This is a genomic window from Kitasatospora sp. MAP12-44, assembly GCF_029892095.1.
Classification (GTDB): domain Bacteria; phylum Actinomycetota; class Actinomycetes; order Streptomycetales; family Streptomycetaceae; genus Kitasatospora.
This window is the reverse complement of record NZ_JARZAE010000004.1, coordinates 3,868,455-3,893,145: the sequence shown is the minus strand read 5'-3', so window position 1 is coordinate 3,893,145 and position 24,691 is coordinate 3,868,455. Positions and strand designations below refer to the sequence as shown.

Below are 24,691 nucleotides of genomic sequence, written 5' to 3'. Positions count from 1 at the left end.
GCCGCACCAACCCGCGAGGCAGCCCGCCCCCATACCCCGGAGCGCCCGTGTCCGATACTCTGCTGCCCCTGCTTCTCGCCGTTCCTGCCGTGGTGCTGGCCTGCCAGGCCGGCGGCCGCGCCGTCCGGCTGATCGGCCAGCCGCCCGTCATCGGCGAGATCCTCGCAGGCATACTCCTCGGCCCCTCCGCCCTAGGCTGGATCGCCCCCGGCCTCCAGCACCACCTACTCCCGCCCGCGGCCCTCCCCGTAACGTCGGCACTGGGCAACCTCGCCCTCCTCGCCTTCCTGTTCCTGATCGGCAGCGAACTCGACCTGCGCTCCCTGCGCACCGCCAGACGCGCCGTCATCGCCGTCAGCCTCGGCAGCCTGCTGCTTCCCCTGGCCCTGGGCGCCGCCCTCGCCGCGGCAATGTACCCGCACCTGGCGCCGCCCGGCGTCGCGCGACTGCCGTTCACCCTGTTCGTCGCCGTCGCGCTGAGCATCACCGCTTTCCCCGTCCTCGCGCGCGTCCTCGCCGACCGGGGCCTGGAGACCACCCGGCTTGGCACGTTCGTCATGGCCTGCGCAGCCGTCGACGACGCTCTCGCCTGGTGTTTGTTGACGGCGGTCGTCGCGCTGGCCACCGCTGGCACGCTGACCTCCGCCGTGGCCACCTTCGCCCTGGGCGCCGCCCTCGCCGCCGCGCTCACCCTCCTGCGCCCCGCGCTGCGGGCGCTGCTGGAACGTGCCGGGCGCACCTCCGACGACCTGGTGCTGGTGGTGCTGTTCGCCGGGCTGTGCCTGACCGCGTACGCCACCGACCGGATCGGCATCCACCCGGCGTTCGGCGCGTTCCTGTTCGGCGCCGTCACCCCTCGGGGCCTGCCGGCCGTCGAGCGCAGCGCCGCCCGCATCCGCGCGGTGTTCCTGCCCGTCCTGCTCCCGCTGTACTTCGTGGACACCGGCCTGCACACCGACCTCTCCAACCTCCCGGTCGGGCAGTGGGGCTGGGGGGCGGCGATCCTGGCGGTCGCCGTCGCCGGGAAGTGGGGCGGCGCGGCGGGCGCGGCGCGGCTCACCGGCTCCGACTGGCGGTGGGCGGCGGCCGTCGGCACGCTGATGAACTGCCGTGGCCTGACCGAGCTCGTCGTTCTCGGCATCGGCCGCCAGATCGGGGTCATCACCGAGCAGCTGTTCAGCCTCCTGGTGCTCATGGCTGTGGTCACCACCGTGGCCACCGCCCCGCTACTGGGCCGTCTGACCGGCCGCGACCCGAGAATGGCCCCACCAGGTCCGGTCCGCGCGCCGGCTGGCAGCGGCGTGAAGGGGACGGCCCGATGAGTCGGCGCCCGGACCCGGTGCTGGAAGCGGTCCTCACCCGGCGCAGCGCTGCCCGGTTGACCGAACCCGCGCCCGGCCGCGAGGAACTGGAGGAGCTCGTGCGGGCCGCGGCCACCGCACCGGACCATGGGCGGCTTCGGCCGTGGCGGCTGATCGTGGTCGCCGGGGACGAGCGCGCCAGGCTCGGCGAGGTGCTCGCTGAAGCGGCCGGGACACCGGAGCAGGCCCACCGGGCCGCCGCGAAGCCCCAGCGCGCCCCGCTGCTCGTCTCGGTTGTGCTGTGCCCGGTGCCGGGCCACCCGAAGGTGCCCGAGTGGGAGCAGCTGGCCGCCACCGCGGCGATGGTCTCCACCCTGGCGCTCCTACTCCACAGCCGGGGCTGGGGCGCGTTCTGGCGCACCGGAGCGGCCGTCGAATCGCCGCAGGTCCTCAAGTACCTGGGTATCGGTGACGGCGAGCGACTGCTGGGCTGGCTGTATGCCGGCACCTGGGTGGGCGGGCATCATGCTCGCCCGCGCGAGCCCTTCGACGCGTCCCGCAAGATCAGCTGGCTCAGCAGCGGCGCATCGACGTCGGCGAGCCGCTAGAAGTCGTCGAGTGGCTCGCCGGAGATAAGGCGGGCGAGCCGGTCCGCTAGTCTGCCGCTCTTGAGAGGCCGGGATGCCTCCATGGCTCTCTTCGTCAGCGCCGCTCGCTCCGCGTGGTCCCCCCGAAGTCGCGCGAGTTCGGCGGCGGTGATCAGCAGCTCCACGCTGTCGCGGGTGCGCTCCTCGGGCATGTCCAGGGCCGTGCTCAACGCTTGGGTCCCCGCCTCTGCCAGGCCGGCCATCGCGAGCGCCCAGGCTGCTTGGCCTGCCAGCTCTGGCATGTCCAGCCACAGGAGCCAGCGCGGGTCGGCCCCGGAGCCTCGCTGGTTGAAGGCGTCCTGGGCCTGCTTCACCGCGGCGAGGGTCTGGTCCGGGGCGCCGTTGAGCGCCCACGCCCGCGCCTCCGTGATGGCCGCGTAGGCCCTCACCAGGCCGGGCGCGCCGCTGGAGGCGACCACCGCGCTGCGGGCGTGGGTCAGCACGTCCCGGCGTTCGCCGCGGGCTGCGGCGAGTCGGGCATGGTGGATGTGCCCGCGCGCGACGCGGCCGCGGTCGCCGATGGCCTGGGCCAGTCGCATCGCCTGCAGGTCGTAGCGCTGCGCGAGTCCTGGGAGCAGGTCGTCGTACGCCATGCTGGCGAGTGCGAGCACCGCGTCCGCGACGCTTCCGTACAATCGTCGTCCCAGGCGCTCGGAGAACGCCCCGTGGAGCAATGGTGTGGCGTGCATGTCGAGGAACGCTGCGAACACGCTGCGGAACCGGCCCCCGCCGTGCCGGGCGTCCAGCCGCCCGTACAGCTCGGTCTGTTCCTCCAGCAGCTCGATGTCCGCTGCCGCGACGTGCTGTTGACCTCGCCCCGTAATATCCGCGTCGGGCAGCATGACGAGCGCCTCGTGCGAGGCCGGCCCGGATGCTGCGAACGGCATCCTGCGCACCGCCCGGCGCCCTGGCATGGAATCGAGCTGCCACAGCCTCGACAGCACCCGCACAGCATGCTGGAGATCCCCGTACACGAGGGCCTCGGTGGCGAGGTCCTCGTTGTCGGCCGGCCATCCGAGACTCTCCGGCGTGACATGCCGCCGCAGCTCGGCGGAGAGCACCTGGCAGGCCGGCCCCGCCAGCTCCGGGCCCGGGATCGCGTTCTTGCACCACCGCGTGACCGTGCTCGGGCTGACCGTGTGCGGCAGGCCGGAAGCCGCGCAGCGCTCCCGTACCCGCCGGGCGAAGCCGCTGGCTGACCAGCCCAGTTGGTCGAGATAGGCGCACAGCATCTCGTTGCGGCCTCGCTCGGGCACCGGCTGGGAAGCTGTCATCACATCACCCCCACCCCCGCGCGGCCGGCACCGCGGCCCGGAAGTGGCTGGCCGAGCCCGGTCAGGGTCCGCTCGATCTGGGTGAGCGTCAGGCCGCTCGGCCCTATCCGCTCCAGTTCGCAGGCACTCGCTAAGGCGGCGCACTCCTGGCTCCAGGTGGCGTCCGCCCAGGCGGCCACGTCCGTGAGCCGCCCGCTGTCGGCCGGGTCGAGTGTGCGGGCGGTGGTGGCCAGCCACGCGGGATGGTCGACGGTGTGGCCGTGGCGGCGCAGTTGGGCGAGGTGGCCGCGTTGGTCGCCGTCGAGGGCGGCGACGGCGCGGGTCAGCGAGGCCAGACAGTGCGCGGCGTCCTGGATCTGCCGGTCGGGCCAGGGGAGAACGGGGGCAACGAGCAGTACCGGCTGTGCCGTGCCGGGGTGGGCGGTGAGGGCGTGTCCGATCACCTGGGCGGTGCGGTGGGTGGGCAGTTGGTGGGCGAGGTGGACGAGGGCGTCCGGTGCGGCGTCGGGCAGAGGCTCGGTGGTCGCGAGGATCCGCAGAGCCTCCGGGCCGCTTCGGAAGCGGTGAAGGATGGCGGTCCGGTCGGAGGAGGAGTCGCTGGCGCTCAGGTGCCCGGCCTGGAAGGTGCGCGGGCGCATCCAGCTCTCCATCAGCGCGACGGCCTCGTCGAAGTCGCTGACCAGGGCGGAGGCGTCTCGGCTGGTGGAGCAGTGCAGCTGGATGCGGGTCAGCTTGAAGTGCGCGGCAAGGTCGATGAGCAGCATCTGCAGCCGCAGCCGGTCGCCAGCCCTGCCGCCGGGCGGGGCGGCGGCCAGCATCCGGTAGGGGCGGGCGGCGCCGCAGGCGGCGAGCGCCGCCATTGCGGATCTGAGGATGACCGGCCCGGTGATCGTCTCGTTCACTCGGTCGTGGGCGGTGCGGTCGCAGGTGGTGCTCTCCTCGATGGCCGTGACGTACAGCCGGGCCCGGGTGGGCAGCAGGCTTGGACTGGTGGTCTCGGGGTCGAGGAGCTGGGCGTTGTAGGTGATCACCAGGTTCCACGGGGGGATACGGCCGGGCCAGCGACGGTGCGCCTCGGCCAGCGCCTTCAGCCCGTGGCTGGTGGCCACGGCGACGAGCGCGCCGGGCTTGCCGACGTGGTCGAGGATGCGGTCCGCGGCGACCGGCAGCGGAGCACGCAGCCCGAGAGCCCGCAGCGAGGGGCGGCTGCGATCGCTGACGGCGAGCAGTCCGGCCACCGGTTGTCCGGTCCAGTTGAAAGCCCGCCACCGGGTGAGCGCTGCGGCGAAGCCGGTGTCGTCGCCGGTGACGATCAGGATCCGACCGCCGGGCGCGTAGCGGCGGGCGACGGCTTCGGCCAGCTGGTGCTGGCCCGCATGCGGGACGACCGCGCACGCCGGGCTCCGGTCCAGGGCCCGGACCAGCCGGTCCACCTCGGACTCCGGCAGCCACGCGGGAAGGACAGCTGCGCCCCGGCCGGGGGCGGAGTCCGGGAGGACGTCCGTGCGCGCCACCACGTCGGCAAGGCACGCCAGAGCGACAGCCTGGTGGCGGCACTCGACCCCCAGAGCCCGCAGCAGCGAACGGATCCGGGCGGAGACGACCTCTCGGCCCATTCTGAGCGCCCCGGCGATCTGTTCGATCGTCAGGTCACGTGCCAGCAGCCGGAGCAGCTGCCGCTCCCTGTCCGAGAGGTCGTCCGCGGACCGCAGCGGTTGATCGACGCCGATGTGGGAGTGCCGGATGTGCCCGGCCAATGTGTAGAGCGCGACCAGGCCCGCCCGCCGGACCCCGTGCTGCGTGTAGAGGGCGGCCGGCTCGACCGTTCCGGGCTCGCGTCGGCGAGCGATGTTCTTGAGGGTGGCGGGGCCGGCCAGGAGGACCACCAGACTCAACGCGCTGGCGTCCTGCCGAAGCCCGTCCGCACGGCGCGCCGTGCCGGAGCCGCAAGCGGTGGCTCCGCGCGGCGTGCCGGACAGCGCGTCACCTGATGGGACCGCGGAGAGCGCCTCGATGCTCATGAGTCTGCCCCGTCGGGTCTGGCCAGCTGCGGGGAGGGGAGGTGGATGACCCCACCGAACTCGACCACAGCGGGCCGCCTTCCGCTGGGGAGGACCCGGATGCCCTCGGTGGAGGGTGTCAGCCGCTCGGCGACCGGCCCGGCCGGGCCGAGCAGCGGGTGCTGGGCGAGGGCGGCGGTGATCTCCGCGGGATCCGGTAAGAGCACCGAACTCGACGACTGCGGCCACCACAGAGGAACCGGCCCACGGTGGTGTGCTGGCGCGAGCACCGGGTCCGTCATAGGTCCGGATTCCCATCGACAGGTGCCTCGGTGCTCGGCTGGCGGCCGGGGTCGGGGAAGCCGAGTTCCCTCGCAGCGTCCCTGGCTGCCTCGAGCTCGTCGTTGTCCGTCTCCCCACCGGTCAGTTCCAGAGCCTGCTCCTGGGTTACGAACAGGCGCACCACGGTCGGCAGGCAGGGGCCGGACGGCAGCGGGCCGAGCCCGCGCAGGGTCGCGACGAACCGGGCCTGGTTACCGCGGTAGCCCAGGAGTTTGGGGTGGCCGATATGGGCCAGCACGGTGGCCGCGCAGCTGCGGGTGAGGGTGGCCTCATGGTCGTCCCGGTCATCGGGGAGCAGGAGTCCGCCGGGGAGGCGGGCGCGGCCGGCGGTCGGGTCGTAGTGCACGAGGGCGCGGCCGTCGGGGGCGATCAGCCACCCGCGGGCCTCGCTCACTTCGCCGTCGAAGGGCTTCCGGGCTGGGGTCCACGGCTCGGGCTGCCGTGGTACGGCTCCGGCGAGAACCCGGTGCAGGTCGAGGACGCCGGGCGTGCGGACGCGGCCGTCCTCAAGGTCGCTGGTGCGCCCCTCTGCGCGGGCGTGGAGTGCCGCCAGGATGCGGTGTGCCTGGCCCGGGACTTCCTTCTCGAGCTCGCCGGGAGCGACAAGGCGCAGGCCACCTCGGTGGCCCGCGTCGGCCGTCAGCGCGCTGGCCTGGGATGCGGTGAGCGGCGAGTGGTCGTAAACGTGCACCGTGCAGGGCTGGCCCGCCGCACTGCCAGACGGCAGCCAGTCCACCGCGAGCAGGCTGGTGGCGCTCAGGCCAGCAAGGCCGGTCGCGGCCTGGGCTGCGCGGGCGGCGCCGGCGGCTGGGCTTTCCCCGCTCGCCAAGGGGCCGCCGGGCAGGCTATCGGCGTCACCGCGTGGGTCGGTGCCGGTGCTGATCAGCACTCGGCCCTGGCCGTCGGTCAGCAGCAGTGCGGCCCGGATGTGCGTGGCCGCGGCCAGCGGGGGGACGAGTGCGGATGGGGCGGTGGCGGTCATGCGCTTGACACTCCCAGATCGGAGGGTTCGGTCAGGTGGTAGCGGGCGGCCACCGTGGTGGCCTCCAGGCGGGTGCTGGCGCCGAGCTTCGTCAGGACTCTCTGGACGTGCGTGCGGGCGGTGGAGGTCTCAATGCCCAGCCGCTGGCTGATCTGGTGGCTGCTCAGCCCCTCGCACAGGTACGTGAGGGCTTCGCGCTCGCGCGGGGTGAGTGCCTGGAGCAGGCGCAGCCGCTCGGTCTGGTCCGATGTGGGGACGGCCGGTGCGAGGGCGCGTTGCAGCAGGTCGGGGTCGATGGCGATCTGTCCGGTCAGGACCAGTCCGATGGCGCGTTCCAGGGCGTCCATGCCGGCACCCTTGATCACGTAGCCGTGGGCTCCGGCCTGCAGCACGGCGACCGCGGTCTGCGCGTCGTCGGGGCCGACGACCAGGCAGCGGGCGCGCGGCGCGGCAGCCGCCGCTCTCCGCAGCGCCCTCACCGCGCCGGATATGGCGTTCTCCACGGCCACCAGGACCAGGTCGGTGCCGGCGGGTACCGTGGCGGCGTCCGCCAGGGCCGCGGTGGTGACGGCGTGGCCGCGCAGCTTCAGCGTGGCGGCCAGACTCGCCCCGATGAGCTGCTGCTGGAAGACGACCGCGATCTTCCGCCTGGCCCCCGAGCGGCGGGGCGGCAACGGCGGGGCCTGCGCCGTCTGCCCGATCACCGGCCTGCCCCCCAGAGGCGAAGTGCCTCGGACAGTACGACGGCGGGGAACCGCGGCGAGATCGCGGACAGCGCGAGCACGTCGTAGGTGACCGCCAGGAAGACGGCCTGCGGCCTGCGGCCAGCCCCCAGCTCCTGGACGGCGTCGGTGAGGTAGCCGCGCGCGGTGTCGTCTCCCACCCCCAGCCTGACCGCGATCTGACTGGCCGTCAGTCCAGAGGTCAGCAGTTCCAGTGCCCTGCGCACGCGCGGCTGCAGGTGAGCGGCGGCGACGGGAGAGGGAGACAGGCCGATCTCGGACGGAGTGACCAGCCGGTGGGCGGCCACGATCGCTGCGGCCTGCGGCAGGTGCGCGGCGCCGAGCAGATCGCACACCACCTGGCCGGCGCCGCCGACGTCGTGCACCCGCAGACCGGCCTGCGCGCGGCGGTCGGCCCGGGGCCCCGTGGTGAGCACGTACCGGACAAGCCGCCGATCGTGGTCGGCCAGGCACGGGGCCGCCGGCATGGCCAGCACCGGCTGTCCGGCCGCGAGAGGTGTCGTCAGAGTGCTCACCGCGACGTCACCGCCGGGGACTGTTCGGTCCGCTGCCCAGGTACGGTCGTCACCGGCGCACCGGCCTCGTTCCACAGCAACGCGGCGTCGATCAGCGGAGCGTGGCTGAACGCCTGGGGGAAGTTGCCGACCTGGCGGCCCGCGCGGGCGTCCCACTCCTCGGCGAGCAACCCGAGCGGGCTGCGCAGGTTCAGCAGCCGCTCGAACAGCTCGTGAGCCTCCTCCCGGCGGCCGATCAGGAACAGTGCACGGACGAGATGGAACGAGCAGCCAAGGAATGCCCCCTCACCGCCGGGCAGGCCATCGACGGTGCCGTCCACGCTGGTGCGGTAGCGCTCCACGAAGCCGTGCTCGTCGAGCAGGTCGTGCTGGATCGCCTCGATGGTGCCGATCAGCCGCTTGTCGTCCGGCGGCAGGAAGCCCATCTCGGTGATGAGCAGAAGTGAGGCGTCCAGCTCCGTGCTGCCGTAGTACTGGGTGAAGGTGTTGCGCTGCGGGTCGTAGCCCTTTGCACAGACCTCTGCGTGGATCGCCTCGCGCAGGAGGCGCCACTCCTCGACTACCCCCGGTGCAGCTACGACCCGGCCGGCCCGTTCGGCCTGGACTGCCCAGGTGATCGCGCGGTTGACGGCCCACCAGGCCGTCATCTTGGAGTGGACGAAGTGCCGACGCGGGCCGCGGACTTCCCAGATGCCTTCGTCCGGCTCCTGCCAGCGGCGCCCGACCTCGCCCACCAGGGCGACCAGCAGGGCGTCCGCCTCGGGATCGGGCTCCAGCCCGGCCTCCTCGGCGTGCACCAGGACGTCGACGACCCAGCCGTACACGTCGAGCTGGAACTGCCCGGCGGCGCCGTTGCCGACGCGCACCGGCCTCGACTGCGCGTACCCGTCCAGCCACGGCAGTTCCCGCTCGGGCAGGTCCCGGCGCCCGTCGATCCCGTACATGATCTGCAGTTGGGCCAGGTCGCCGCCGACGGCGTGCAGCAGCCACCGGCGCCAGGCGCGCACCTCCTGGAGGTGACCGAGGTCGATCAGCGGGCGCAAGGTGATCGCCGCGTCCCGCAGCCAGGTGTACCGGTAGTCCCAGTTGCGTACGCCGCCCAGGTCCTCGGGCAGCGAGGTGGTCGGCGCGGCGACGATGCCGCCGGTGGCCGCGTGTGTTAGCGCCTTGAGGACGGTGGCCGAGCGGGCGACGGCCTCGCGATAGGGCCCCTGGTAGGTGCACGCGCTGACCCAGGCCGCCCACATGGTCTCGGTCGCGGTGAGGTCGACGGCCGGGTTGGGTGCCGGCGGCGCGGGGCGGTGGGTGTCCTGGACCGTCAGCGTGACCGCGACCTGGTGTCCGGCGCTTACCTCGAACTGCGCCACCCAGCCGAGGCCGTGGTCGCGCCGGTGGACCCGGGGGCCGTCCAGGACGAGGGTGACCGGACCGCTGGTGACCATCAACGCCTGCCGGCCGCCGGGCCGGTCGAGCAGGCGGGCGCGGCCGCTGTCCCGGCCGTAGCCGAACGCGGGTGCGAAGCGCGAGGTGACGGCCACCGTGCCGGTGACGCCCTCCACGATGCGGTGCAGCCTGCTGTGCCCCGCACTCGCGGCACCGCGCGGCGGCATGAACGTGGTGACCCGCACGGTTCCGCTCTTGGTGTCCCACTCCTGACGGAGTACCAGGCCCTCCCCGGACCACTCGGTGCGGTCCGCCGCCCGCCTGTCGGCCGCGGTGGCGGCGAGCGTCCAGTGCCCGTTGGCCTCGCAACCGAGCAGCCGGGCGAAGTGGGCATCGCTGTCGAAGTCGGGCCCGCACATCCACCCGACCGTGCCGGTGCGGTCGATGAGGGCGGCGGTGCCCATGTCGCCGAGCACGGCCAGGTCCTCCAGCAGGGGGCCGGCGACTGCGGAGGCCGGGCGGAGGGCGGGGGTCAGTGCGGTGGGAGAGGCGCTCATGTCGTCTGTTCCTTGGTTCAGTGGCGGGTGGGGATACAGGGGTTGCGGCAGCGGGGCGGGAGGCGTCGGCTCCGGGCGGCGGTGCCCGGTGCGGATCGGCTGCGGCCCAGCAGGGTGGGGAAGGGCGCTGTGCGGCCGGTCAACTCCCAGGCGGGGAGGGCATCGCGCCGAGCGGCCAGGGGGTGGCGGCGAGTCCCAGCAGTTCGCGGCTCCACTGCGCCGAGGCTGCGGTGGCGAGCATCCGCTCCAGCCGCTCGCCCCGCTCGTTGCCCTCGCCCGCGTTGTAGTAGGTGACGCTGCGCAGGCCCTCCTCGACCATCCACAGCACCAGCGGGCCTCTGCTGGACCGCAGCGTCACCTCGGTTTCCGTCGGCAGGCCGAGCGTGCCTCCCTCGTGGAGCGGCGCGATCCGCAGCTCGACCTGCGGCAGGCCAGCCACCGCCCGCAGATGCTCGAGCCAGGCGCGCCGGTCGGCTGCCCCCACCTCCTGCAGCACGATCGACTCGCTCACGAGCGCGACCAGCGGCGGCAGATCCGCCACCCGCTCGGCGCGGCGTGCCAGCATCGCCCAGTCCTCCTTGGTGTGCGCGTGCAGCACACCCGCCGCATACGCCGGCGTCCACAACAGCGGCGGCAGAACCGTGCCGCAGTGCAGCCGCAGCCGCACTGCCTGGCGCTCCACCGCCACGGCGCGCTGCGCCCAGCCGGGGAAGCGGTCGTGGAAGGCGGGTCCGTCCTCGAACTCGCGTGGCGGTGGCGCGGTGGTGGCCTCCTCCAGCAGGTACCGGCTCGCGGCCGGGTCGTGGATGGCGCCCAAGGCGTCGGCCAGCCGGTTCAGCTCCTGGGCCGTGGGCGCAGCCGCGCCGGCCTCGATCAGCGTGAGCCGGCCCCGGTCGACTCTGGCGGCCGCGGCGGCCCGCGGCCGGGTCAGGTCGCGACTCGCGCGCAGGTGGCGCAGCCATGCGCCGATCACCATCAGCCCGATGGGTCGGATGCTCACGCGGCGGCTCCTGGAACTCCGGTTGGCTCGGGGCGGGCGCCCGGCCCGGCTGCCCGTCGGCGGGAGGTCAGGGCGGGCGTTACGTGGGGGTGCCTGGTTACCGCCGACCGGTCACTTGAGGCGTGGGCGGCTTCGCCGCGCCAGGAAGAGACCTGGGCATGCCAACGGGCGGCGCCGAGCTGGGCGAGCTCGGCGGCAGCCGCAGCGAGGCAGCGGTCACCGGCCTGCTGGCGGCCCGTCAGGACGAGGAGGCGGCCCTGGTGCGCGAGCGCCCAGGCGGCGTGCCGGGCGTGGCCGAGGGCGGCCAGCTGTTCGCGGGCCTGGACGACGGACACCTCCCCGAGGTCCCCCTCGCCCACTTGCGCGGCCGCCGCGCCGCGCAGCAGCATCGTCAGCGCTGCGCCGCCGCGGTCCCCGGCGTCCTGCAGCAGCGTCCAGGCGGAACGCAGCTCCTCCAGCGCCTCGCTCGGGCGGCCGGCGGCCAGTAGTGTCGCGCCGACCTCGTAGAGTCCGCGGCCCCGAAGCGCTCCGCTGGCCCTCTTGATCGCTTTCTCGGCGGTATCCAGGGACAGGTTGAACCGGCCGTCGGCGCGCAGGACCGCCGTGCGGTGCAGGAGCAGCAGCCGCACGGGAATTTCCCTGGCTGCGGCCTGGGCCGCAGCCAGGCCCTGCTCGCTGGCCTCCAGCCACAGCGGGATGTCGCCGTGGTGGTCGGCGTGCGCGCACAGCGCCGCGCCGATCCGCCAGGCGTCGCGGTGCCGGCCTGCGGCGGCGGCCGCCTCCAGTGCGGCGGGCAGTTGGGCGGCGTTGGCGTCCAGCCACCGGCGGGCCTCGGTGGCGCCGGTGAAGGCGAGGTCCGGTTCGGCGTAGCCGGGGCGAAGGCTCGATGCCCGTCCGGGAGCGTGGACGTCGGCGGCCTCGGCGGCGGCGAACGCGGCCACAGCCAGCCACCCCACGCCGGCCTGGACCCGGTCCTCCCAGATCCCGGTCTCCTGCGGGGAGCCGGTGGCCTGCTCCAGCGCGTGGGTACGGCGGTAGCGGCTTCCGGCGTCGGCCGTCCGGACCTGCTCGACCAGACCGAGTTCAGCGAGTTCGGCGTACCAGCGCTCGCAGTCGCTGGCGGTGGCGCCGAAGGCCCATGCGGCGAGCGCGGTGTCAGCCTCGGTCACGGGAAGGCAGGCCAGCAGCTGTGCCAGCTCGGCCGGTGAGCCGGTGAGCGTCGTAGCGGGTGAGGTCAGAGCAGGTGGCACAGGTCGGACTCCAGGTCAGGGGACAGCACAGTGGTAGGACAAGGGGGTGGTGTAGCCGGACGGGCGGCGGCGGGCACCGGCCCGCGGTGGTCTCGGGTGTCGCCTACAGCGCCACCCGGTCCGGCGGACCGGCACCGATGCCGGGCACGGCGAAGGCCGCTTCGGTCCGAGCCGGTCCGGCGCCGCCCGCGTGATCGAGCAGGTCGCGCAGCGGGACCGCGGTGCGCCCGGAGCCGACCCGCACGCGGACCTGACCGGGGATGTCGGCCCGCTCCAGCAGGCGCTCCACCGTCTGCCGGCCGCCAAGTCGGCCCGCTCGCTGAAGACTTCGGGCACCAGTGGTCGGGGACGGATGCTTGCGCAGTGGTGCGGGCAGCAGGGTCAGGCCGGTCGCGCGCAGCTGGAGTGCCCGGGTGGCAGCGGCCTCGATCCGCCGCGTGCCGGACAAGCTGCCGGAGCCTACGGCCGGCGGCATCGGCATCACCAGCTCGACGGGTACCCCGGCGTCGACGGCCGCCCGCACCCCCCGGAGCGTCTGCCGGTAACTGGCCTGACCCTGGCGGGCCTTCTGGTCGTGCTCGTGCTCGGTCGGGGCGAGCAGGCGCACCCGCACCGCGTCCACGAACCCGGCCAGGCTCTCCGCGACCCGCTCCAGATACGGGCGGTCGGTTGTGACCGCCACCAGGAACGGGTGCTCGAGCCGCAGGTGCCGTGCGGACACGACGAGGTCGTCGTCCAGCTCGCGGCATGGCCCGCACAGGTCGACCGCCGCGGCACCGGACGCCGCCAGGCCCTCCAGGACCGGACCGGTCAGGCGAACCGCGTCGGTGCGCACGGTCAGCCGCGGCGGGCTCGGCACCTCCGCCCAGCCCGCCACCTGCTGATGGCCCATCAGGGCTCGCCCCAAGGTCAGCGGTTGGCACGGGCGGTGGGCCGCGCTGGTGGCCGGGTCGAGGACCAGCAGTGTGCCGTCGGGGGTCACGGTGACCGCGAAGGGGCGGATCACCGGGCCGCACCGCTGGCGCCGGCCAGGGCCAAACCAGCCGGGCAGCTGGTGGACGGGTAGACCAGGCGCAGGTGCGGGGCGGTGCCGACGCCGGGCCGGTCGGGAACGACGGCGAACACCAGCCATCCGCTGACGCGAACGGCGAACACCCGCCGGTACCCGTCCGCCATGACCTGGGCGGCTTCCTGAAGCTGCTGGCTGACGAACACGTGGTCGCTCTGGGGGCGGCCGCCGGGCAGCAGCCGCTCCAGCTGCTCGGCGATGCGGGTCTGCGCGTCGTCGGTGTCGGCCAGTGCGTGCACCTCGGTGAAGGAGCCGCCCCAGTAGGAGCAGGTGGTGTACGGGGTGGTGCCGGCGCGGGCGGTGAGGCCGACACCGGTTCGGGCGGTGGTGGCCGACAGCAGCAGGGCGACGGGCATGTCGGCGCCGTTGGCCGCGCGCTGGACCACGTCGGGGTCGGCAGCCGCGGGGATGGCGGTGCGGGGGGCGGACCAGGACTGCATGGTGTACTCCGGTGATGGTCGGTCAGGGTGTCCGGCTGTTCGAGCTGGACCGCTCAGCTGAACCGGGCACGCGGTCGGGCCGGCCTGGCGCACGAGGCTCGCGCTTCCGGTTCGGGGCGTCACGGCCGGGCTCCGGCAGCCGGGACGGCAGTGCCCGCGCACATGCGGGGTGGAAGGAGCAGCGCGGCGCTGTCGGTCGTGCTGAGTGCGGCGGCCTCGGCCGCGTTCAGCACGGCGATCGACTGCTCCGCTTCGGGACCGGTGCGGTACACCACACCCTCACCCGCCCTCACGGCGACCAGCACCGGAAAGCCGCCCGGCAGGTGAAGCTCGGCCGTCGGCGTCACCAGGACACCAGCGGCCAGCGGAACCACCCGCACCACTCCCCGCTCAGCCGCCCGGGCGAGCACCGCACGGGTGCGGTCGGCCGCGCCCGGCGGCACGTGGCGGCGCAGCGCGCCCTCGTCGATCAGCAGCCGGTGGGAGTCCCGCGCGGGCCGGCCAGCCGTGGCCGTTGCCGCCGGGGCCGGGAGCAACGGCAGGGCGGTGACCAGGTGCCGGGTCCGCTCGGCTGCGGCTTCGACAGCGGCCAGGCGTTCCTGCCAGCCCGTCCGCTCGTCGGCGACCTGCCGTGCGAACAGAGGCTGGGTGGCGGTGCCGGTGAGGTGGACGAGCGCGGAAGCGGACCCGAGGCGGTCGTGCACGTCGAGGCCGAGAGCAGTCAGGAGCGCGGTGACCAGCGGCGCGGTCGCAAGCCGGGCACCGGACTCGACACCGTTCAGCGCGGTGAGCGGCACCGCCGCCGCGCGGGCCAGCATCGCCGGACTCAGCCGCCGCTGCTCCCGCAGATGGCGCACCACGACGCCGACCAACACGGCGCCCGGTGGCACGACCTCGGGCCGCGGCCGGGTGAAGGTCGGCCGGGGGCGGCGCTCGAACGGGGCCTGTTGCGGTGCGCGCCGCCCTCCGACGAGCCGGGTGCCGACGGCAGGCGGGGGAACGAGGGCGGCCGCCAAGGCGCGCAGATTCGTCGAACCGGCACCAGGAGGCACCTGCCAGTACAGGCCCCCGGCCGGCGTTGCGGTCAGGGGCGGCACGTCGATCTGCGTTCCCGGCGGCATAGCCCGCACCCCGGGAGCCCTCGGAACGCTTTCACGGACGAACTCGCCGAGGGGAAGCAAGAAGTCCCAGTAGCCGAACGCGGAGGTGATCACCGGCCCGCAGTCCGGGCCGATCACGTCCAGCACCCTCTGTGCCGCATCTGCGTCGATCCGCAGAACGTCGAAATCCCTGCCGCAGTAGAGGCGAATGATGTGGGCCGGTATCCAGACGGGGTGCTCCGGAAAGGAGGCGGCCCGATGGCTGGCGGCGCCCTGGTGGTCTGTTCGCATGCCCCGGCCCTTACCGCTTGACCGCGATCGCGCCGTACACGGAGGCCCGGGCGGCCGCCTTCGCGGAGCCCCGCGCGAGCGATGCGCTCCAAACCGGCGCGGGGGCGATGCCCGGCCCGAGCAGGTGCCAGCCGTCGAAGAGCGCGGTGAACTCCTCCCGGCTGCGCGCGGTATACGCCAGGCCCGCCGCCTCGTGGCCGGCCGCTGTCTGCCGGCCCTGAGCGTTGTCGCGGCTGCGGTGACTGATCACGAGCATGCTGCCCGGCGCCACGGCGTCCGTGTAAGCGGCGACGACTTGGCGCGCGTGCTCGACCTCGTGCAGCACGTCGAAGAAAGCCAGCACCACGGGCTGCCCCAGATCCAGGGGGAGCTCGGCTTCCAGGACGGACTCCGGCTCGGTGAAGTCGGCCTCGAGGTGCCCGATTGCGGCAGGTCCGCAGCCTGCCAGCAGGGCACGGGCATGCGTCATCACGATTGGGTCGCGGTCGATGTGGACCACCCTGGAACCGGGGCCTGCCAACTGGTGCACCTCGTGGGCGTGACGGCGACGCCACCACTCCGGCAGCGGCAACCCGCATCCGACGTCGACGAACTGGCTCACGCCGAGCCCGGCCAGGTACGACATGGCGCTTACGCGGAACCCCTTGCGCTGCCGCGCTTGCGTGCGTTCCTTGGCGTCGAGGCCGATGATCAGGCCCGCCGCCTCCCGGTCGGCAGCGAAGTTGGTGAGCCCGCGAAGCAGGTAGTCCTCCACCCGGGCCGACTGGGGCTTCTCCATGTCCAGCTCGACACCGTGGAACTCGTCCGGGCCGGGGATGTCGGTCTCCCACGGCGTGCGGAGCAAAGTGGCGGTCATGTCGAACCTCCTTACGGGCGGGTGAGATGGCGGGGACGGGCCTGTCAGACCGAGGCCGGGGCGAGCTGCGAGGCGAGCTCGGCCAGCGCCTCGCCCACCGCCCCCGACTCCGCGTCCTCCCCGGCCAAGCCGCAGAGCAGCGACGTGTCCTCGGCGGCGATCACCACCAGCAGGCCGCCGTGGGTGTAGCTGACGGAGACGTAGTCGACCCACTGGCCCTGCGGACCGAGGAATCTGGCGCCACCGGTGCCGAGCGAGTGCAGACCGCACACCACAGCAGCCAGGCCGTCGGGGTCTTGACCCGCAGTTGAGCCGGCGTGGGCCTGGAGAAGCCCGTCGCGGCTGACGTGGACCAGTGCCCGGAGCCCGGGCACCCTCTCGATCACGGCGGTCAGCTCGGCGGCGTCGAGGGGACGGGCCTCGGGCAAGGTGGGGATGGTCATGGCTGCAGCAGTCCTTCCGGGAGTTGGTGGGAAGCGGCCGACGCGCTCGCGTCGGCACACACGGCGGCGTCCGACGGGTCAGAGAGCAGATGGACAGGCACCAGCACCCGCGTGGTAGTGCCTTCGCCCGGAGCGGACCAGATGCCGGCGGTGAAGCCCGAGGTGGTGGCTGCTGCGGCGGCCAGCCGAAGCCCCAGTCCGGTCCAGCGGACGTTGTGGGAGGCGGTGTGGACGTGGCGCTGCCGCGCGAGGACTGCCTGTGCCTCGGCCAGCGTCGTGGGGTCCATGCCTGGGCCGATGTCGACGATCGAGACCGTCGCACCGCGGCCTGCTGCCGGGCTGATCTCCACGAGCACCGTGCTGCCGGTGTCGCAGCTGGCTTTCACCGCGTTGCAGGCCAGCTCGGCGAGTGCGGCGATCAGCGGCTCAACCGCCTCGCCCACCACCCCATACTCGGCGGTGGCAACCAGCTGGACCCGGTCGCTGCCCTCGACCTGGCGGAGTGCGGCGTGCACGACATCCGTCAGCGGTACGCTCCCGCGGCACAGACCGGGCCACGGGCCGCCGGCCAGCACCACCGCGCGTAGGGCCAACCGCAGGGTCACTGCGTTGACCGGGGGGAGCTCCAGCAGGCGGGCGACATGGTCCGCGCTGGCCGGCATCTGGCGCAGCTGCACGTCGAGCACCCTCTGGTTGGTGGCGAGAACGTCGTAAGCGGCGGCCGTCCGCACCCGGTTGAGCAGAGCGGTCACCAGAGCGGCGGCCTGGGCGGTTGCCCGGTGGGCGGCACCGGCCTGTTCGGCGCTGCGCTGCATGTAGTCGGTGTCTCCCGCCTCGGCGCGACGGAACACGTAGGGCAGTACGGTGCGCACGAAGTCGTGGACCGCCCGCTCGCCGGCCTGGTTCACCTGCTGCTGAACCTCGGCCTGGCAGAGTTGCTCCGGCGACCGGCGCCGCCACCCGCGACGCTGCCGCTCCACGGGCGGGCTCACCGGCCACCCTCGGGGCATTCCGCACCAAGGCGTCCGGGGTCAGCGGTCGTGCCAGTGAGGGAGCCGAGCCGTTGGAGATGCCAAGCGGGTACCGCACCGGCGCGGACCGCCCGTTCGAGGGCAGGGCGGAGCCGGGCCCGTTCCTGGTGATCCGCTTGGGTGGCGATCAGCAGGGCGGCCTCGCAGCCCACCGAGCCGACCAGCAGGTTCCCCGGCCAGCCGTGAACGTTGGCGATGTCGGACAGAACCTCAACACCCCTGCGGCGGGCTTCCTTCGACTTCTGCTGCCACATGTGGCCGCCGCTTCCAGCGAGGGCAACCTCGGCGCGACGGATCTCGTCGGAGCACCGCACGAGCTGGCCGGCCAGTACCGAATCCAGCGTCAGATCAGCGTCAGCGTCGGCCAGCTCGGGCAGCCGGACACCGGTCCCGGCGACGCCGCCCGGCCTGGCCGACCGAGCGGGCTCTGTGCGTGGAGCCGGGCCGCGGCTCGTGACAGCGTGGCGTCGCCGCGAGGCGGGGGCGAGTAAGCGAGGCAGTCTCGGCAGTCGGATTTGGCGGATCATCAGTTCCCCTTGGGAGGGTGTCGAAGTGGTCGGTGCGGACTGGCGAAGACGAGCAGGGCTGGACCCGCGCGGCGAGAAGCGGCGAGGTGCGCGTCCGTCCGGCAGAGGAAGACGATCACGCGGCTCCGGTGATCTCGACGAAACCGCCCCGGACCTGCTCCGGCGAGGAATACCGTCATGACGGTGAGCAAACCTCCTGTCACGGCCCGTGGGTAGCCCGCGGCAGAGGTGAACACCGCTAACGCCGCTAAGATCGTTTTCGACAGCAGGGGGCACACCGTGGCGCTGGAGCGCAACACGCGGCTGGAGTCCGTCATCCGGGAACTGGGCTGGTCGCAGGACGTGACGGCCGCGCGCCTGCGCCAGGTCGCCGCCGAGGCCGGAGCAGACGAACTGCTGACGGTGACCCGCTCTCACATCTCCCAGTGGCTGCGGGGGGTCAACCCGCGAGGCCGCGCCCCGGCTATGTTGTGCGAGGCGCTCTCCCGAGGACTGCGACGCGTGGTCACCCTGGCCGAGATCGGACTCACCCGAGGCGGCGAGGAGCAACCAACGCCCGACGAGTGGGGCGCCGATACCGTTTCCGCACTCGTAGATCTCGGGGACAGCGACATGATCAGCCGTCGGCAACTGCTCGGATACTCCGTGCTCGGCGCCGTCCTGCCTCCCAGCAACTGGTGGGACGACCGCCTCGAACAAGCCGGCCGACGCACCCCCGTCTCGCCGCTCGCCGTCACCGGAGCCCACGTCGACAGCCTCCGCGAGGCGATGACGTTCTTCAGCAGCCGCGATCAGCGCCTGGGCGGCCGCGCAGGCCGGGCCTCGCTCCGCGCCTACCTGCAAACGGACGTCGCCACCTACCTGGCCAGCCGACTCCCGAACGAACCGGTAAGGCGAGACCTCTTCTCCGCAGCCGGCGAACTCACCTACCTCGACGGCTGGATGGCCTTCGACTCCGGCGACCACGCCGCCGCGCAGCACTCTTTTCGCCTGGCGCTCACGCTGGCCGCCGAAGCAGACGACACCGCGCTGGCCGGCCACATCCTTCGCGCGCAGGCCCACCAGGCCGTCGACCTCGGCCACCCCACCCAGGCGCTGCAGTACGCGGACGCCTCCATGGACAGCCGGCGCTACGGCCACGCCAGCTCCCGCGAACGCTCCCTCCTCGGTGTCGTCCACGCCCGAGCCCTTGCAGCCGCAGGCCGCAAGCGCGACGCCCTGGCCGCGCTGCGCCGCGCCGAAGACGACCTCGGAAACTCCGGCACGGCGAGCGACACAACGGCGGAGCCCGGACGGGTCTCCTTCTTCGGTGAGGCGAGTCTCGCCCACGAGACGGCGTGCACTCTGCGCGACCTGGGCGACCTCAAGGGTGCCGAAGCTGAGTTCGAACGCAGCGTCCGCACCCGCCCGCTGCCGTACGCCCGCACCCACGCCGTCACCCTCGGGTACCTCGGAGCCGTCCAAGTCCGGCAAGGGCACGTCGACGCGGCCTGCCGGACCTGGAACAGGGCGCTGGACAGCATGGCCGGCATCCAGTCCGGCCGAGCTCGCGACACCGTGGTCCAGATGCGCCAAGCCCTGTCCCCGGTCCGTGGCCGCGGCGGAAGTACCGCAGCCGAACTCGACCACCGCGCCATGGAGTTCCTGCGCGCCATAGGCTGAACAGACCAACTTGCCGTGCACCCGCCGCAGAGCCACCGCCCAAGCAGTCCTGCGGAACGGGTGGGATTGGAGACCATCGTGCCCGAACCACTCTCCGTCGAGCCGATCGCCACCGTGATCGGCGGTCACCTCGAACCCGCAGACGACTACCAGGGCGGCGTCGAGTCGATCATCCGACTGCACGAGGAGTACCCACTCGAGACGCTCCAGGGCATCGAGGAGTTCTCCCACCTGACCGTCATCTGGCACTTCCACCGGGCGTCGCCGGGTGACGTTCAGCTGCACGCCAGGAGTCCCCGCGGCGACGCCCGTTGGCCGGCCACTGGCACCTTCGTCCACCGCAACCACCGCCGGCCGAACCAGCTGGCCACGTCCTACCCGCGTCTGCTGCGCGTCGACGGCCGAGACCTTCACGTCGTCGATCTGGATGCCGTGAATGGAACTCCTGTGATCGACATCGCGCCCTTCTTCAGGGAGATGGGACCGCGCGGAGAGGTGACCCAGCCTGCCTGGCCCGGTGAGATGCTCGCCAACTACTGGGCGGGAGCTGCCGATCGGCCAAAATAGACGATCGGAGTTGCGGCAAGGGGCGAGTCCGCGCGGCCGAGGCGGCAGCGGTTCCTGCCGTTGGCGGGATGCAGTCATGGTTGTCCCCTTGGTAGCTGTGGTCATCGAAGTTGCAGGTAGCTGGGGGTTAGCCCGCCAACGCGGCCAGCAGTGATCCGGGCGGCGGAGGCGGGCCGATCACGACGGTGGGGGAGACCTCCCAGCTTCAGCGGGCGATCCACGGCATCGGGCGACCGCAGTGGGTAGCCAGCGACCGGGCGGTGTCCACGTCGAACAGGAAGTCGAGGGTGAGCAGCGGCGCTGCCTTGGTGGTGGTCACGCTGACTCTTCGTCAACGTCGATGGTCAGGCCGTGGGGGTCGGTGTCGGGCAGGGCGGTGGCGTGCACGGGCAGGCCGGCGACCGAGGCGAGGACGGAGTTCACGGCCTCCTCGGGGACGAGGGCGACCACGCAGCCGCCGTGGCCGGAGCCGGAGAGCTTCGCGCCGAGCGCACCGGCCTTCAGCACCCGCTCGACGCAGATGTCGATCAGGTCGGTGGAGCAGCGCACCAGGTCGCGCAGCAGCTCGTGGTAGACGGTGATGAGCCGCCCGACCTCGACCAGGTCTACCCGGGGCTGGTTGAGGAGGTCGGTGAGGGTATGGACGATGTACGGGGCCTGGGCGGCGTAGGCGGTGATGTCGGGCTCACCGGCGCGGAATCGGTCGCGCTTGGAGGCCAGGACCCTGCTGGTGGCGCGGTGCTCCATGGTGTCGATGACAACGACGGGGATGCCCAGGCGCGAGCGCAGGCGGAGCACGGTGACGGCGGTGGCGTCAACGTGGTTGACGCCACCGTAGGCGCACGCCAAGTAGTCCATCCAACCGGCGCCGGTGCCCAGTTCGCCGGTCTCGGCCTCGCGGGCGAGCTGGCAGGCCGGGAGGGGCGGCAGGCGGTGCCCGTAGAGGCCGGACAGGGCGGCGACGGCGCCGATGGTCAGTGCGGCACTGGAGGACAGCCCGGCGGAGACGGGGAGTTCGGTGCTCGCGGTGAGCATCATCCCGGCGATCCTCTCCGGAGTGGTGAGCGTGACCCAGGCTGCGGCCTGGAGGTAGTCGAGCACGTCGCCGTTGTAATTCCGCTCAGCGACGTGCTGGGCGGGGATGAGGCGGGTGCGCTGGACCGGGGAGCCGGAGGAGAGCGACAGATTGTCGCCGTGGGTGTGCCAGGCCGTCACGCGGGTGCGCAGCGGCACGGCCGCGGTGACGGAGGGGCCGCCGACCATCCAGTCCAGGGACTCGCCGGCCAGGCACCAGCGGCCGGGGACAGAAGCGGTGACGGTGTGCGAGGCGATCGAGGCGAGCGCGGCTGCAGTGGTCATTTGCGTGTCTCCGGGAGCGCTTGGACGCAGGTCGCGCAGGCAGGGGATGCGGCCCAGTCGGCGGAGGCGTGGCGCTTGCGCCACCCGGTCATCTGCGGGCTGCCGTACAGCTCGGCCAACGTGGCGTGGCGGATGTTGCCGACCACGTACTCCTGGTGCTGGCTGCCCTCGGGGACCACGTTGCAGCACATCTTCACCTCGCCCCGGTAGGTCACGGATATCGAGGTGGCCGTCATCCGGCACGGCGCGACGCGGCTTCCTCGGATGGGGACTTCGGCGGTGCCGCCACGGTCGTTGTAGGTGTAGATGTTCGGGACGATGACTTCGGCCTTCATGCCGGTGGCGCGGTCCTTGTAGGAGGCGGCGAGCCCCTGGCGGACCTCCCCGATCCGCCAGGGCAGGTGCGTGAGGTTCTTGATCCGCAGGTAGTGCTGGAGCGCCTCCACCGTTGGCTGCGTATCGGCCTGCTGGGGGTAGCGGGTGACGCGCAGGTAGCTGACGCCCACGGAGGTCAGTTCCTCGAACATCTCGCGGCCCAGCCGGTCGCCGTTGGTGTAGATCGCGGGCTTCGCCGTCGGCACCGTCGCGCGCAGGTGCGAGACCTCGTCGAGCAGGCGGGCGTTGGCCAGCGGCTCGTTGTAGTTGTGGAACGCGAAGAACCCGCCGTACCCGAGTTCGCCGAGTTCACCAGTGATCTTCTCGAAGAGCTTCCAAGGCAGCAGCTCCTGGCGGGTGCGGGCCCTGGTGTGGCCGTTGGGGCACCACGAGCAGGTGCGGTTGCAGTACCGGGAGGTCTCCACCTCGATGTACCGGACAGCGGCCAGCGAGCGGCTGGCGGGTAACGATCGTGAGGTCATGAGCTGATCCGTTCGACGGGAGTTCAGATCGCTGTGGTGCCCGGGGGCGGCGCGTTGGGCGCGGTGGCCGGCGGGTGGTGTGCTGCGCCGAGTTGTCCGTGATCGGCTGCGAGGAGCCCGGCGGAGGCGAGGTGTCCGCAGGCCCACAGGACGGCTAGGGGGCGCCTGCGGGCGGCGGATAAGGCCGGGTCGGTTTGCGGCGCGTGGGCGGCGTGCCGTTCAACCTGCGCGCTCCAATCGGATGACCTGTCTGCTGTCGGCGGCGTGGGTGGTGGCCGGTAAGGGCATGGGCGGGCCGTCTGCGCCGCACTCGAACCACACCGTTTTTCCGGTGGACGTGCCGTCGGCTCTTCGGCCGGTCGGCGGGATGACGCCCCAGCGGTCGGCGAAGCCCTGGAGCAGGTCCAGGCCCCGGCCGCTCTCGGCGTCGTTGTCCGGGCCGGTGTCGGTGCGGCGCCGTGGAATCCGGGGGTCAGCGTCCTGCAACTCGACCCGGACGAACTCGCCGGTCCACTGCGCGGTGAGGGTGCTCGGCTTGCCGGTGTGCTGGACGGCGTTGGCGATGACCTCACCCGCGCAGACCTCCAGCTCCGCCAACCTCACGGCAGTGAGTGGGAGTTGCCAGGCCCTCAGTCCCTCTATCAGGGCGCGCCGCGTGTCGCGGGCGTCCTCCACGGACGGACCGATGTGCAGGACTAGTCGCAGCGGCTGGCGTTGAACAACCTGAGCGCCCGGTTGGGCAGGGCGCAGTGACTCGGGCATAGCTGACCCCCGGAGAGCACGGCGATGACCACCGACCGTGTGACGCAGGCCACCATCGGTGAGTGCTCGACTACGTTCCCGCAACCCGGCTGAGATTGCAACCAGTTCACTGCCGTCAATTGACGGAGATGAAGAACTGGCGTTCTAGTTGATCTGACGGCACACTTGACGCAGCATCAGTGGGAACTGATAGAGGTGTGGGTATGGCAGCGACGAACCAGCAAGACAGGCCCACCGATGTCCCGTTCCTCCGGGTCATCCTCGGCGGCCGGCTGCGCCGCATCCGGGAGGACAAGAGCCTGACCCGCGAGCAGCTGGGCGAAGCCCTGGGAGTGTCGGCGGCCGTCGTGCGACGCCTGGAGATGGGCGAGAACCAGATCCGGACTGGGCACGTGATCGCTATGGGCGCTCTGTTCGAGCTGCCCAAGGAGACCGTCGAAATGCTCAAGGAGATGGCGAAGCAGAGCAAGACGCGCGGCTGGTGGACGGCCTACGGCAGTAACCTCCATCCGTCGTACAGCGCCCTGGTCGAGGCCGAGCAGATGGCGAGGGACATCAGGAACTGGGAGCCATCCATCATCCCCGGCCTGTTGCAGACCTCCGCGTATACCGAGGCCGCCATGGCTCGCGCCAGGTTCCTCTGGAAGAACGACAACCCGCTCACGCTCGAAGAGCTGGTTGAGAGCCGCGACCGGCGTAAGGCTTTGCTGACCGCGAAGAACGCGCCGAAGGCGTGGTTCGTGATCGGTGAGAGTGCTCTGCGCATGCAGGTCGGCGACGGCAAGGTGATGCGCGAAGCGACCCTGCACCTCATCGAGATGTGCGAGCAGGACAACGTCACGATCCAGATCCTGACGGAGGCGTCCGGCTATCACGTTGGAGCTGCCGGCTCCTGCGCGGTGTACGCCTTCAGCGATCAGCCAGGTGACGGGGTTGTTTACCACGAGCAGTCGCTGTCGTTCTCGGACGATCCCGAAACTCTCACTCGTCACATCCGTCAATTCGAGCTTCTGGCGTCTCAGGCGCTTTCGCTCGCGGACACGCGGTCATACTTGCAGGCATCCCTGACCAATTAGGCGAGTTGGGGACACCTGAAAGGACGATCATGCACGACAGCACCACCCTCGACCAGGGCGGCTTCGACTGGCACAAGTCGAGCCACTCCAGCGACCAGAGCGGCAACTGCGTCGAGGTCGGCTCCACCCCGGCCGGGACGATCCCGGTACGCGACACCAAGCAGGGAAAGCAGGGCCCGGTCCTCACCTTCGACCCGCAGGCGTGGAACGGCTTCATCAGCGGCATCAAGGCCGGGGAGTTCCCGGTCTGACCGGACGCTTCGGCGTCGCCTGAGTGTGTGGACCCTGACGTACGAGCCGCCGGGGCCCACTTCCCACACCGGTGAACCAGTTGATCAGCATCAACTCATTGGAGGGAACGACCATGCAGGACAGCACCCTCAACCAGGGCGCGCGCGGCTGGCGCAAGTCGAAGCACAGCAGTGGTGAGGACGGCAACTGCGTCGAGGCTGGCCAGATGCCCGACGTCCTGACGGCGGTTCGGGACACCAAGGGCCAGAAGGCGGGTCCGGTGCTCACCTTCGGGTCGGCGGCGTTCGTCGGGCTGGTCGCCGACATCAAGGCCGGCCGGTTGACCTTCGGTCTGGTCTGACAGCCAGGCACAAGCTCGAAGGTGTGGACCCCGGAGTTCGAGCCGCCGGGGTCCACACCCCCCAT

At 72.3% G+C, this 24,691-nt stretch carries 26 protein-coding genes; 8 read left to right on the top strand and 18 right to left on the bottom strand.

Annotation, left to right across the window (positions count from 1 at the left end):
- The first annotated feature begins 47 nt into the window (after nucleotides 1-47).
- Nucleotides 48-1,322, top strand: a complete 1,275-nt coding sequence (locus tag P3T34_RS18200) for a cation:proton antiporter (RefSeq protein WP_280667086.1) — start codon at nucleotides 48-50, stop codon at nucleotides 1,320-1,322.
- Entirely contained in the window at nucleotides 1,319-1,909 is a 591-nt protein-coding gene (locus P3T34_RS18195; RefSeq protein ID WP_280667085.1) for a nitroreductase, read from the top strand. The genes P3T34_RS18200 and P3T34_RS18195 overlap by 4 nt, the downstream gene beginning before the upstream one ends.
- On the opposite strand, the gene P3T34_RS18190 is transcribed toward P3T34_RS18195, so the two are convergent.
- The 15 genes from P3T34_RS18190 to P3T34_RS18120 all read right to left on the bottom strand — a co-directional run bounded on the left by P3T34_RS18190 (nucleotide 1,906) and on the right by P3T34_RS18120 (nucleotide 17,185).
- Nucleotides 1,906-3,222: a transcriptional regulator gene (locus P3T34_RS18190; protein ID WP_280667084.1), complete on the bottom strand. Its 1,317-nt coding sequence runs from the start codon at nucleotides 3,220-3,222 to the stop codon at nucleotides 1,906-1,908. The genes P3T34_RS18195 and P3T34_RS18190 overlap by 4 nt on opposite strands.
- Entirely contained in the window at nucleotides 3,222-5,243 is a 2,022-nt protein-coding gene (locus tag P3T34_RS18185) for a helix-turn-helix transcriptional regulator (protein ID WP_280667083.1), read from the bottom strand. Before P3T34_RS18185 ends, P3T34_RS18190 begins: the two co-directional genes overlap by 1 nt.
- A complete protein-coding gene (locus P3T34_RS18180) occupies nucleotides 5,240-5,449 on the bottom strand; it encodes a hypothetical protein (RefSeq protein WP_280667082.1) in 210 nt (69 codons plus the stop codon). The genes P3T34_RS18185 and P3T34_RS18180 overlap by 4 nt, the downstream gene beginning before the upstream one ends.
- Nucleotides 5,450-5,520: 71 nt before the next feature.
- On the bottom strand, nucleotides 5,521-6,546 hold the full coding sequence (locus P3T34_RS18175) for an NUDIX domain-containing protein (protein WP_280667081.1): 1,026 nt from the start codon (nucleotides 6,544-6,546) through the stop codon (nucleotides 5,521-5,523).
- The gene (locus tag P3T34_RS18170) at nucleotides 6,543-7,250 is read right to left on the bottom strand and encodes a response regulator transcription factor (protein ID WP_280667080.1); all 708 of its coding nucleotides are present in this window, start codon (nucleotides 7,248-7,250) and stop codon (nucleotides 6,543-6,545) included. The genes P3T34_RS18175 and P3T34_RS18170 overlap by 4 nt, the downstream gene beginning before the upstream one ends.
- Nucleotides 7,247-7,804 carry a hypothetical protein gene (locus P3T34_RS18165; protein WP_280667079.1) on the bottom strand — a complete coding sequence of 186 codons (558 nt, stop codon included), beginning with the start codon at nucleotides 7,802-7,804 and terminating at the stop codon, nucleotides 7,247-7,249. Before P3T34_RS18165 ends, P3T34_RS18170 begins: the two co-directional genes overlap by 4 nt.
- Entirely contained in the window at nucleotides 7,801-9,744 is a 1,944-nt protein-coding gene (locus tag P3T34_RS18160) for a glycoside hydrolase family 15 protein (RefSeq protein WP_280667078.1), read from the bottom strand. Before P3T34_RS18160 ends, P3T34_RS18165 begins: the two co-directional genes overlap by 4 nt.
- Before the next feature lie 139 nt (nucleotides 9,745-9,883).
- Nucleotides 9,884-10,744 (bottom strand): Scr1 family TA system antitoxin-like transcriptional regulator, encoded by an 861-nt coding sequence (locus P3T34_RS18155; RefSeq protein WP_280667077.1) that lies wholly within the window; start codon nucleotides 10,742-10,744, stop codon nucleotides 9,884-9,886.
- Entirely contained in the window at nucleotides 10,741-11,994 is a 1,254-nt protein-coding gene (locus P3T34_RS18150; protein WP_280667076.1) for a hypothetical protein, read from the bottom strand. Before P3T34_RS18150 ends, P3T34_RS18155 begins: the two co-directional genes overlap by 4 nt.
- A 103-nt stretch (nucleotides 11,995-12,097) precedes the next feature.
- Nucleotides 12,098-13,000, bottom strand: coding sequence for a hypothetical protein (locus tag P3T34_RS18145; protein ID WP_280667075.1), 903 nt, complete (start codon nucleotides 12,998-13,000; stop codon nucleotides 12,098-12,100).
- Nucleotides 12,997-13,503 (bottom strand): hypothetical protein, encoded by a 507-nt coding sequence (locus tag P3T34_RS18140; RefSeq protein WP_280667074.1) that lies wholly within the window; start codon nucleotides 13,501-13,503, stop codon nucleotides 12,997-12,999. Before P3T34_RS18140 ends, P3T34_RS18145 begins: the two co-directional genes overlap by 4 nt.
- A 119-nt stretch (nucleotides 13,504-13,622) precedes the next feature.
- The gene (locus tag P3T34_RS18135) at nucleotides 13,623-14,894 is read right to left on the bottom strand and encodes a helix-turn-helix transcriptional regulator (protein WP_280667073.1); all 1,272 of its coding nucleotides are present in this window, start codon (nucleotides 14,892-14,894) and stop codon (nucleotides 13,623-13,625) included.
- A gap of 10 nt (nucleotides 14,895-14,904) precedes the next feature.
- Nucleotides 14,905-15,750 carry an SAM-dependent methyltransferase gene (locus P3T34_RS18130; protein WP_280667072.1) on the bottom strand — a complete coding sequence of 282 codons (846 nt, stop codon included), beginning with the start codon at nucleotides 15,748-15,750 and terminating at the stop codon, nucleotides 14,905-14,907.
- A gap of 44 nt (nucleotides 15,751-15,794) precedes the next feature.
- Entirely contained in the window at nucleotides 15,795-16,193 is a 399-nt protein-coding gene (locus P3T34_RS18125; RefSeq protein ID WP_280667071.1) for a roadblock/LC7 domain-containing protein, read from the bottom strand.
- Complete coding sequence (locus P3T34_RS18120) at nucleotides 16,190-17,185, bottom strand: ATP-binding protein (RefSeq protein WP_280667070.1); 996 nt, start codon at nucleotides 17,183-17,185, stop codon at nucleotides 16,190-16,192. The genes P3T34_RS18125 and P3T34_RS18120 overlap by 4 nt, the downstream gene beginning before the upstream one ends.
- A 71-nt stretch (nucleotides 17,186-17,256) precedes the next feature.
- Between P3T34_RS18120 and P3T34_RS18115 the strand changes: the two genes are divergently transcribed.
- The 3 genes from P3T34_RS18115 (at nucleotide 17,257) to P3T34_RS18105 (ending at nucleotide 19,980) form a co-directional block, all read left to right on the top strand.
- Nucleotides 17,257-17,715, top strand: a complete 459-nt coding sequence (locus tag P3T34_RS18115) for a hypothetical protein (RefSeq protein ID WP_280667069.1) — start codon at nucleotides 17,257-17,259, stop codon at nucleotides 17,713-17,715.
- 315 nt (nucleotides 17,716-18,030) lie between these two features.
- Complete coding sequence (locus P3T34_RS18110) at nucleotides 18,031-19,413, top strand: Tat pathway signal protein (RefSeq protein ID WP_280667068.1); 1,383 nt, start codon at nucleotides 18,031-18,033, stop codon at nucleotides 19,411-19,413.
- Between the two features lie 78 nt (nucleotides 19,414-19,491).
- Nucleotides 19,492-19,980: an SAM-dependent methyltransferase gene (locus tag P3T34_RS18105; protein WP_280667067.1), complete on the top strand. Its 489-nt coding sequence runs from the start codon at nucleotides 19,492-19,494 to the stop codon at nucleotides 19,978-19,980.
- 315 nt (nucleotides 19,981-20,295) lie between these two features.
- On the opposite strand, the gene P3T34_RS18100 is transcribed toward P3T34_RS18105, so the two are convergent.
- From P3T34_RS18100 to P3T34_RS18090, 3 genes are all read right to left on the bottom strand, one after another.
- Entirely contained in the window at nucleotides 20,296-21,339 is a 1,044-nt protein-coding gene (locus tag P3T34_RS18100; protein WP_280667066.1) for a hypothetical protein, read from the bottom strand.
- A complete protein-coding gene (locus tag P3T34_RS18095) occupies nucleotides 21,336-22,196 on the bottom strand; it encodes a radical SAM/SPASM domain-containing protein (protein WP_280667065.1) in 861 nt (286 codons plus the stop codon). Before P3T34_RS18095 ends, P3T34_RS18100 begins: the two co-directional genes overlap by 4 nt.
- 219 nt (nucleotides 22,197-22,415) lie before the next feature.
- The gene (locus P3T34_RS18090; protein ID WP_280667064.1) at nucleotides 22,416-22,958 is read right to left on the bottom strand and encodes an ATP-binding protein; all 543 of its coding nucleotides are present in this window, start codon (nucleotides 22,956-22,958) and stop codon (nucleotides 22,416-22,418) included.
- A 203-nt stretch (nucleotides 22,959-23,161) separates the two neighbouring features.
- Here P3T34_RS18090 and P3T34_RS18085 point away from each other — a divergent pair, with 203 nt between their 5' ends.
- The 3 genes from P3T34_RS18085 to P3T34_RS18075 all read left to right on the top strand — a co-directional run bounded on the left by P3T34_RS18085 (nucleotide 23,162) and on the right by P3T34_RS18075 (nucleotide 24,626).
- On the top strand, nucleotides 23,162-24,034 hold the full coding sequence (locus P3T34_RS18085; RefSeq protein ID WP_280667063.1) for a helix-turn-helix transcriptional regulator: 873 nt from the start codon (nucleotides 23,162-23,164) through the stop codon (nucleotides 24,032-24,034).
- 29 nt (nucleotides 24,035-24,063) lie between these two features.
- Nucleotides 24,064-24,285, top strand: a complete 222-nt coding sequence (locus P3T34_RS18080) for a DUF397 domain-containing protein (protein WP_280667062.1) — start codon at nucleotides 24,064-24,066, stop codon at nucleotides 24,283-24,285.
- Nucleotides 24,286-24,398: 113 nt separating this feature from the next.
- Nucleotides 24,399-24,626, top strand: coding sequence for a DUF397 domain-containing protein (locus P3T34_RS18075; RefSeq protein WP_280667061.1), 228 nt, complete (start codon nucleotides 24,399-24,401; stop codon nucleotides 24,624-24,626).
- Nucleotides 24,627-24,691: the final 65 nt, after the last annotated feature.

Bases quoted from the DNA above. Each gene is read 5' to 3' on its own strand.
- P3T34_RS18195 (WP_280667085.1), top strand. From the start codon at position 1,319: ATGAGTCGGCGCCCGGACCCGGTGCTGGAAGCGGTCCTCACCCGGCGC.
- P3T34_RS18190 (WP_280667084.1), bottom strand. From the start codon at position 3,222: ATGACAGCTTCCCAGCCGGTGCCCGAGCGAGGCCGCAACGAGATGCTG.
- P3T34_RS18185 (WP_280667083.1), bottom strand. From the start codon at position 5,243: ATGAGCATCGAGGCGCTCTCCGCGGTCCCATCAGGTGACGCGCTGTCC.
- P3T34_RS18175 (WP_280667081.1), bottom strand. From the start codon at position 6,546: ATGACCGCCACCGCCCCATCCGCACTCGTCCCCCCGCTGGCCGCGGCC.
- P3T34_RS18160 (WP_280667078.1), bottom strand. From the start codon at position 9,744: ATGAGCGCCTCTCCCACCGCACTGACCCCCGCCCTCCGCCCGGCCTCC.
- P3T34_RS18140 (WP_280667074.1), bottom strand. From the start codon at position 13,503: ATGCAGTCCTGGTCCGCCCCCCGCACCGCCATCCCCGCGGCTGCCGAC.
- P3T34_RS18135 (WP_280667073.1), bottom strand. From the start codon at position 14,894: ATGCGAACAGACCACCAGGGCGCCGCCAGCCATCGGGCCGCCTCCTTT.
- P3T34_RS18130 (WP_280667072.1), bottom strand. From the start codon at position 15,750: ATGACCGCCACTTTGCTCCGCACGCCGTGGGAGACCGACATCCCCGGC.
- P3T34_RS18125 (WP_280667071.1), bottom strand. From the start codon at position 16,193: ATGACCATCCCCACCTTGCCCGAGGCCCGTCCCCTCGACGCCGCCGAG.
- P3T34_RS18100 (WP_280667066.1), bottom strand. From the start codon at position 21,339: ATGACCACTGCAGCCGCGCTCGCCTCGATCGCCTCGCACACCGTCACC.
- P3T34_RS18095 (WP_280667065.1), bottom strand. From the start codon at position 22,196: ATGACCTCACGATCGTTACCCGCCAGCCGCTCGCTGGCCGCTGTCCGG.
- P3T34_RS18090 (WP_280667064.1), bottom strand. From the start codon at position 22,958: ATGCCCGAGTCACTGCGCCCTGCCCAACCGGGCGCTCAGGTTGTTCAA.
- P3T34_RS18085 (WP_280667063.1), top strand. From the start codon at position 23,162: ATGGCAGCGACGAACCAGCAAGACAGGCCCACCGATGTCCCGTTCCTC.
- P3T34_RS18080 (WP_280667062.1), top strand. From the start codon at position 24,064: ATGCACGACAGCACCACCCTCGACCAGGGCGGCTTCGACTGGCACAAG.
- P3T34_RS18075 (WP_280667061.1), top strand. From the start codon at position 24,399: ATGCAGGACAGCACCCTCAACCAGGGCGCGCGCGGCTGGCGCAAGTCG.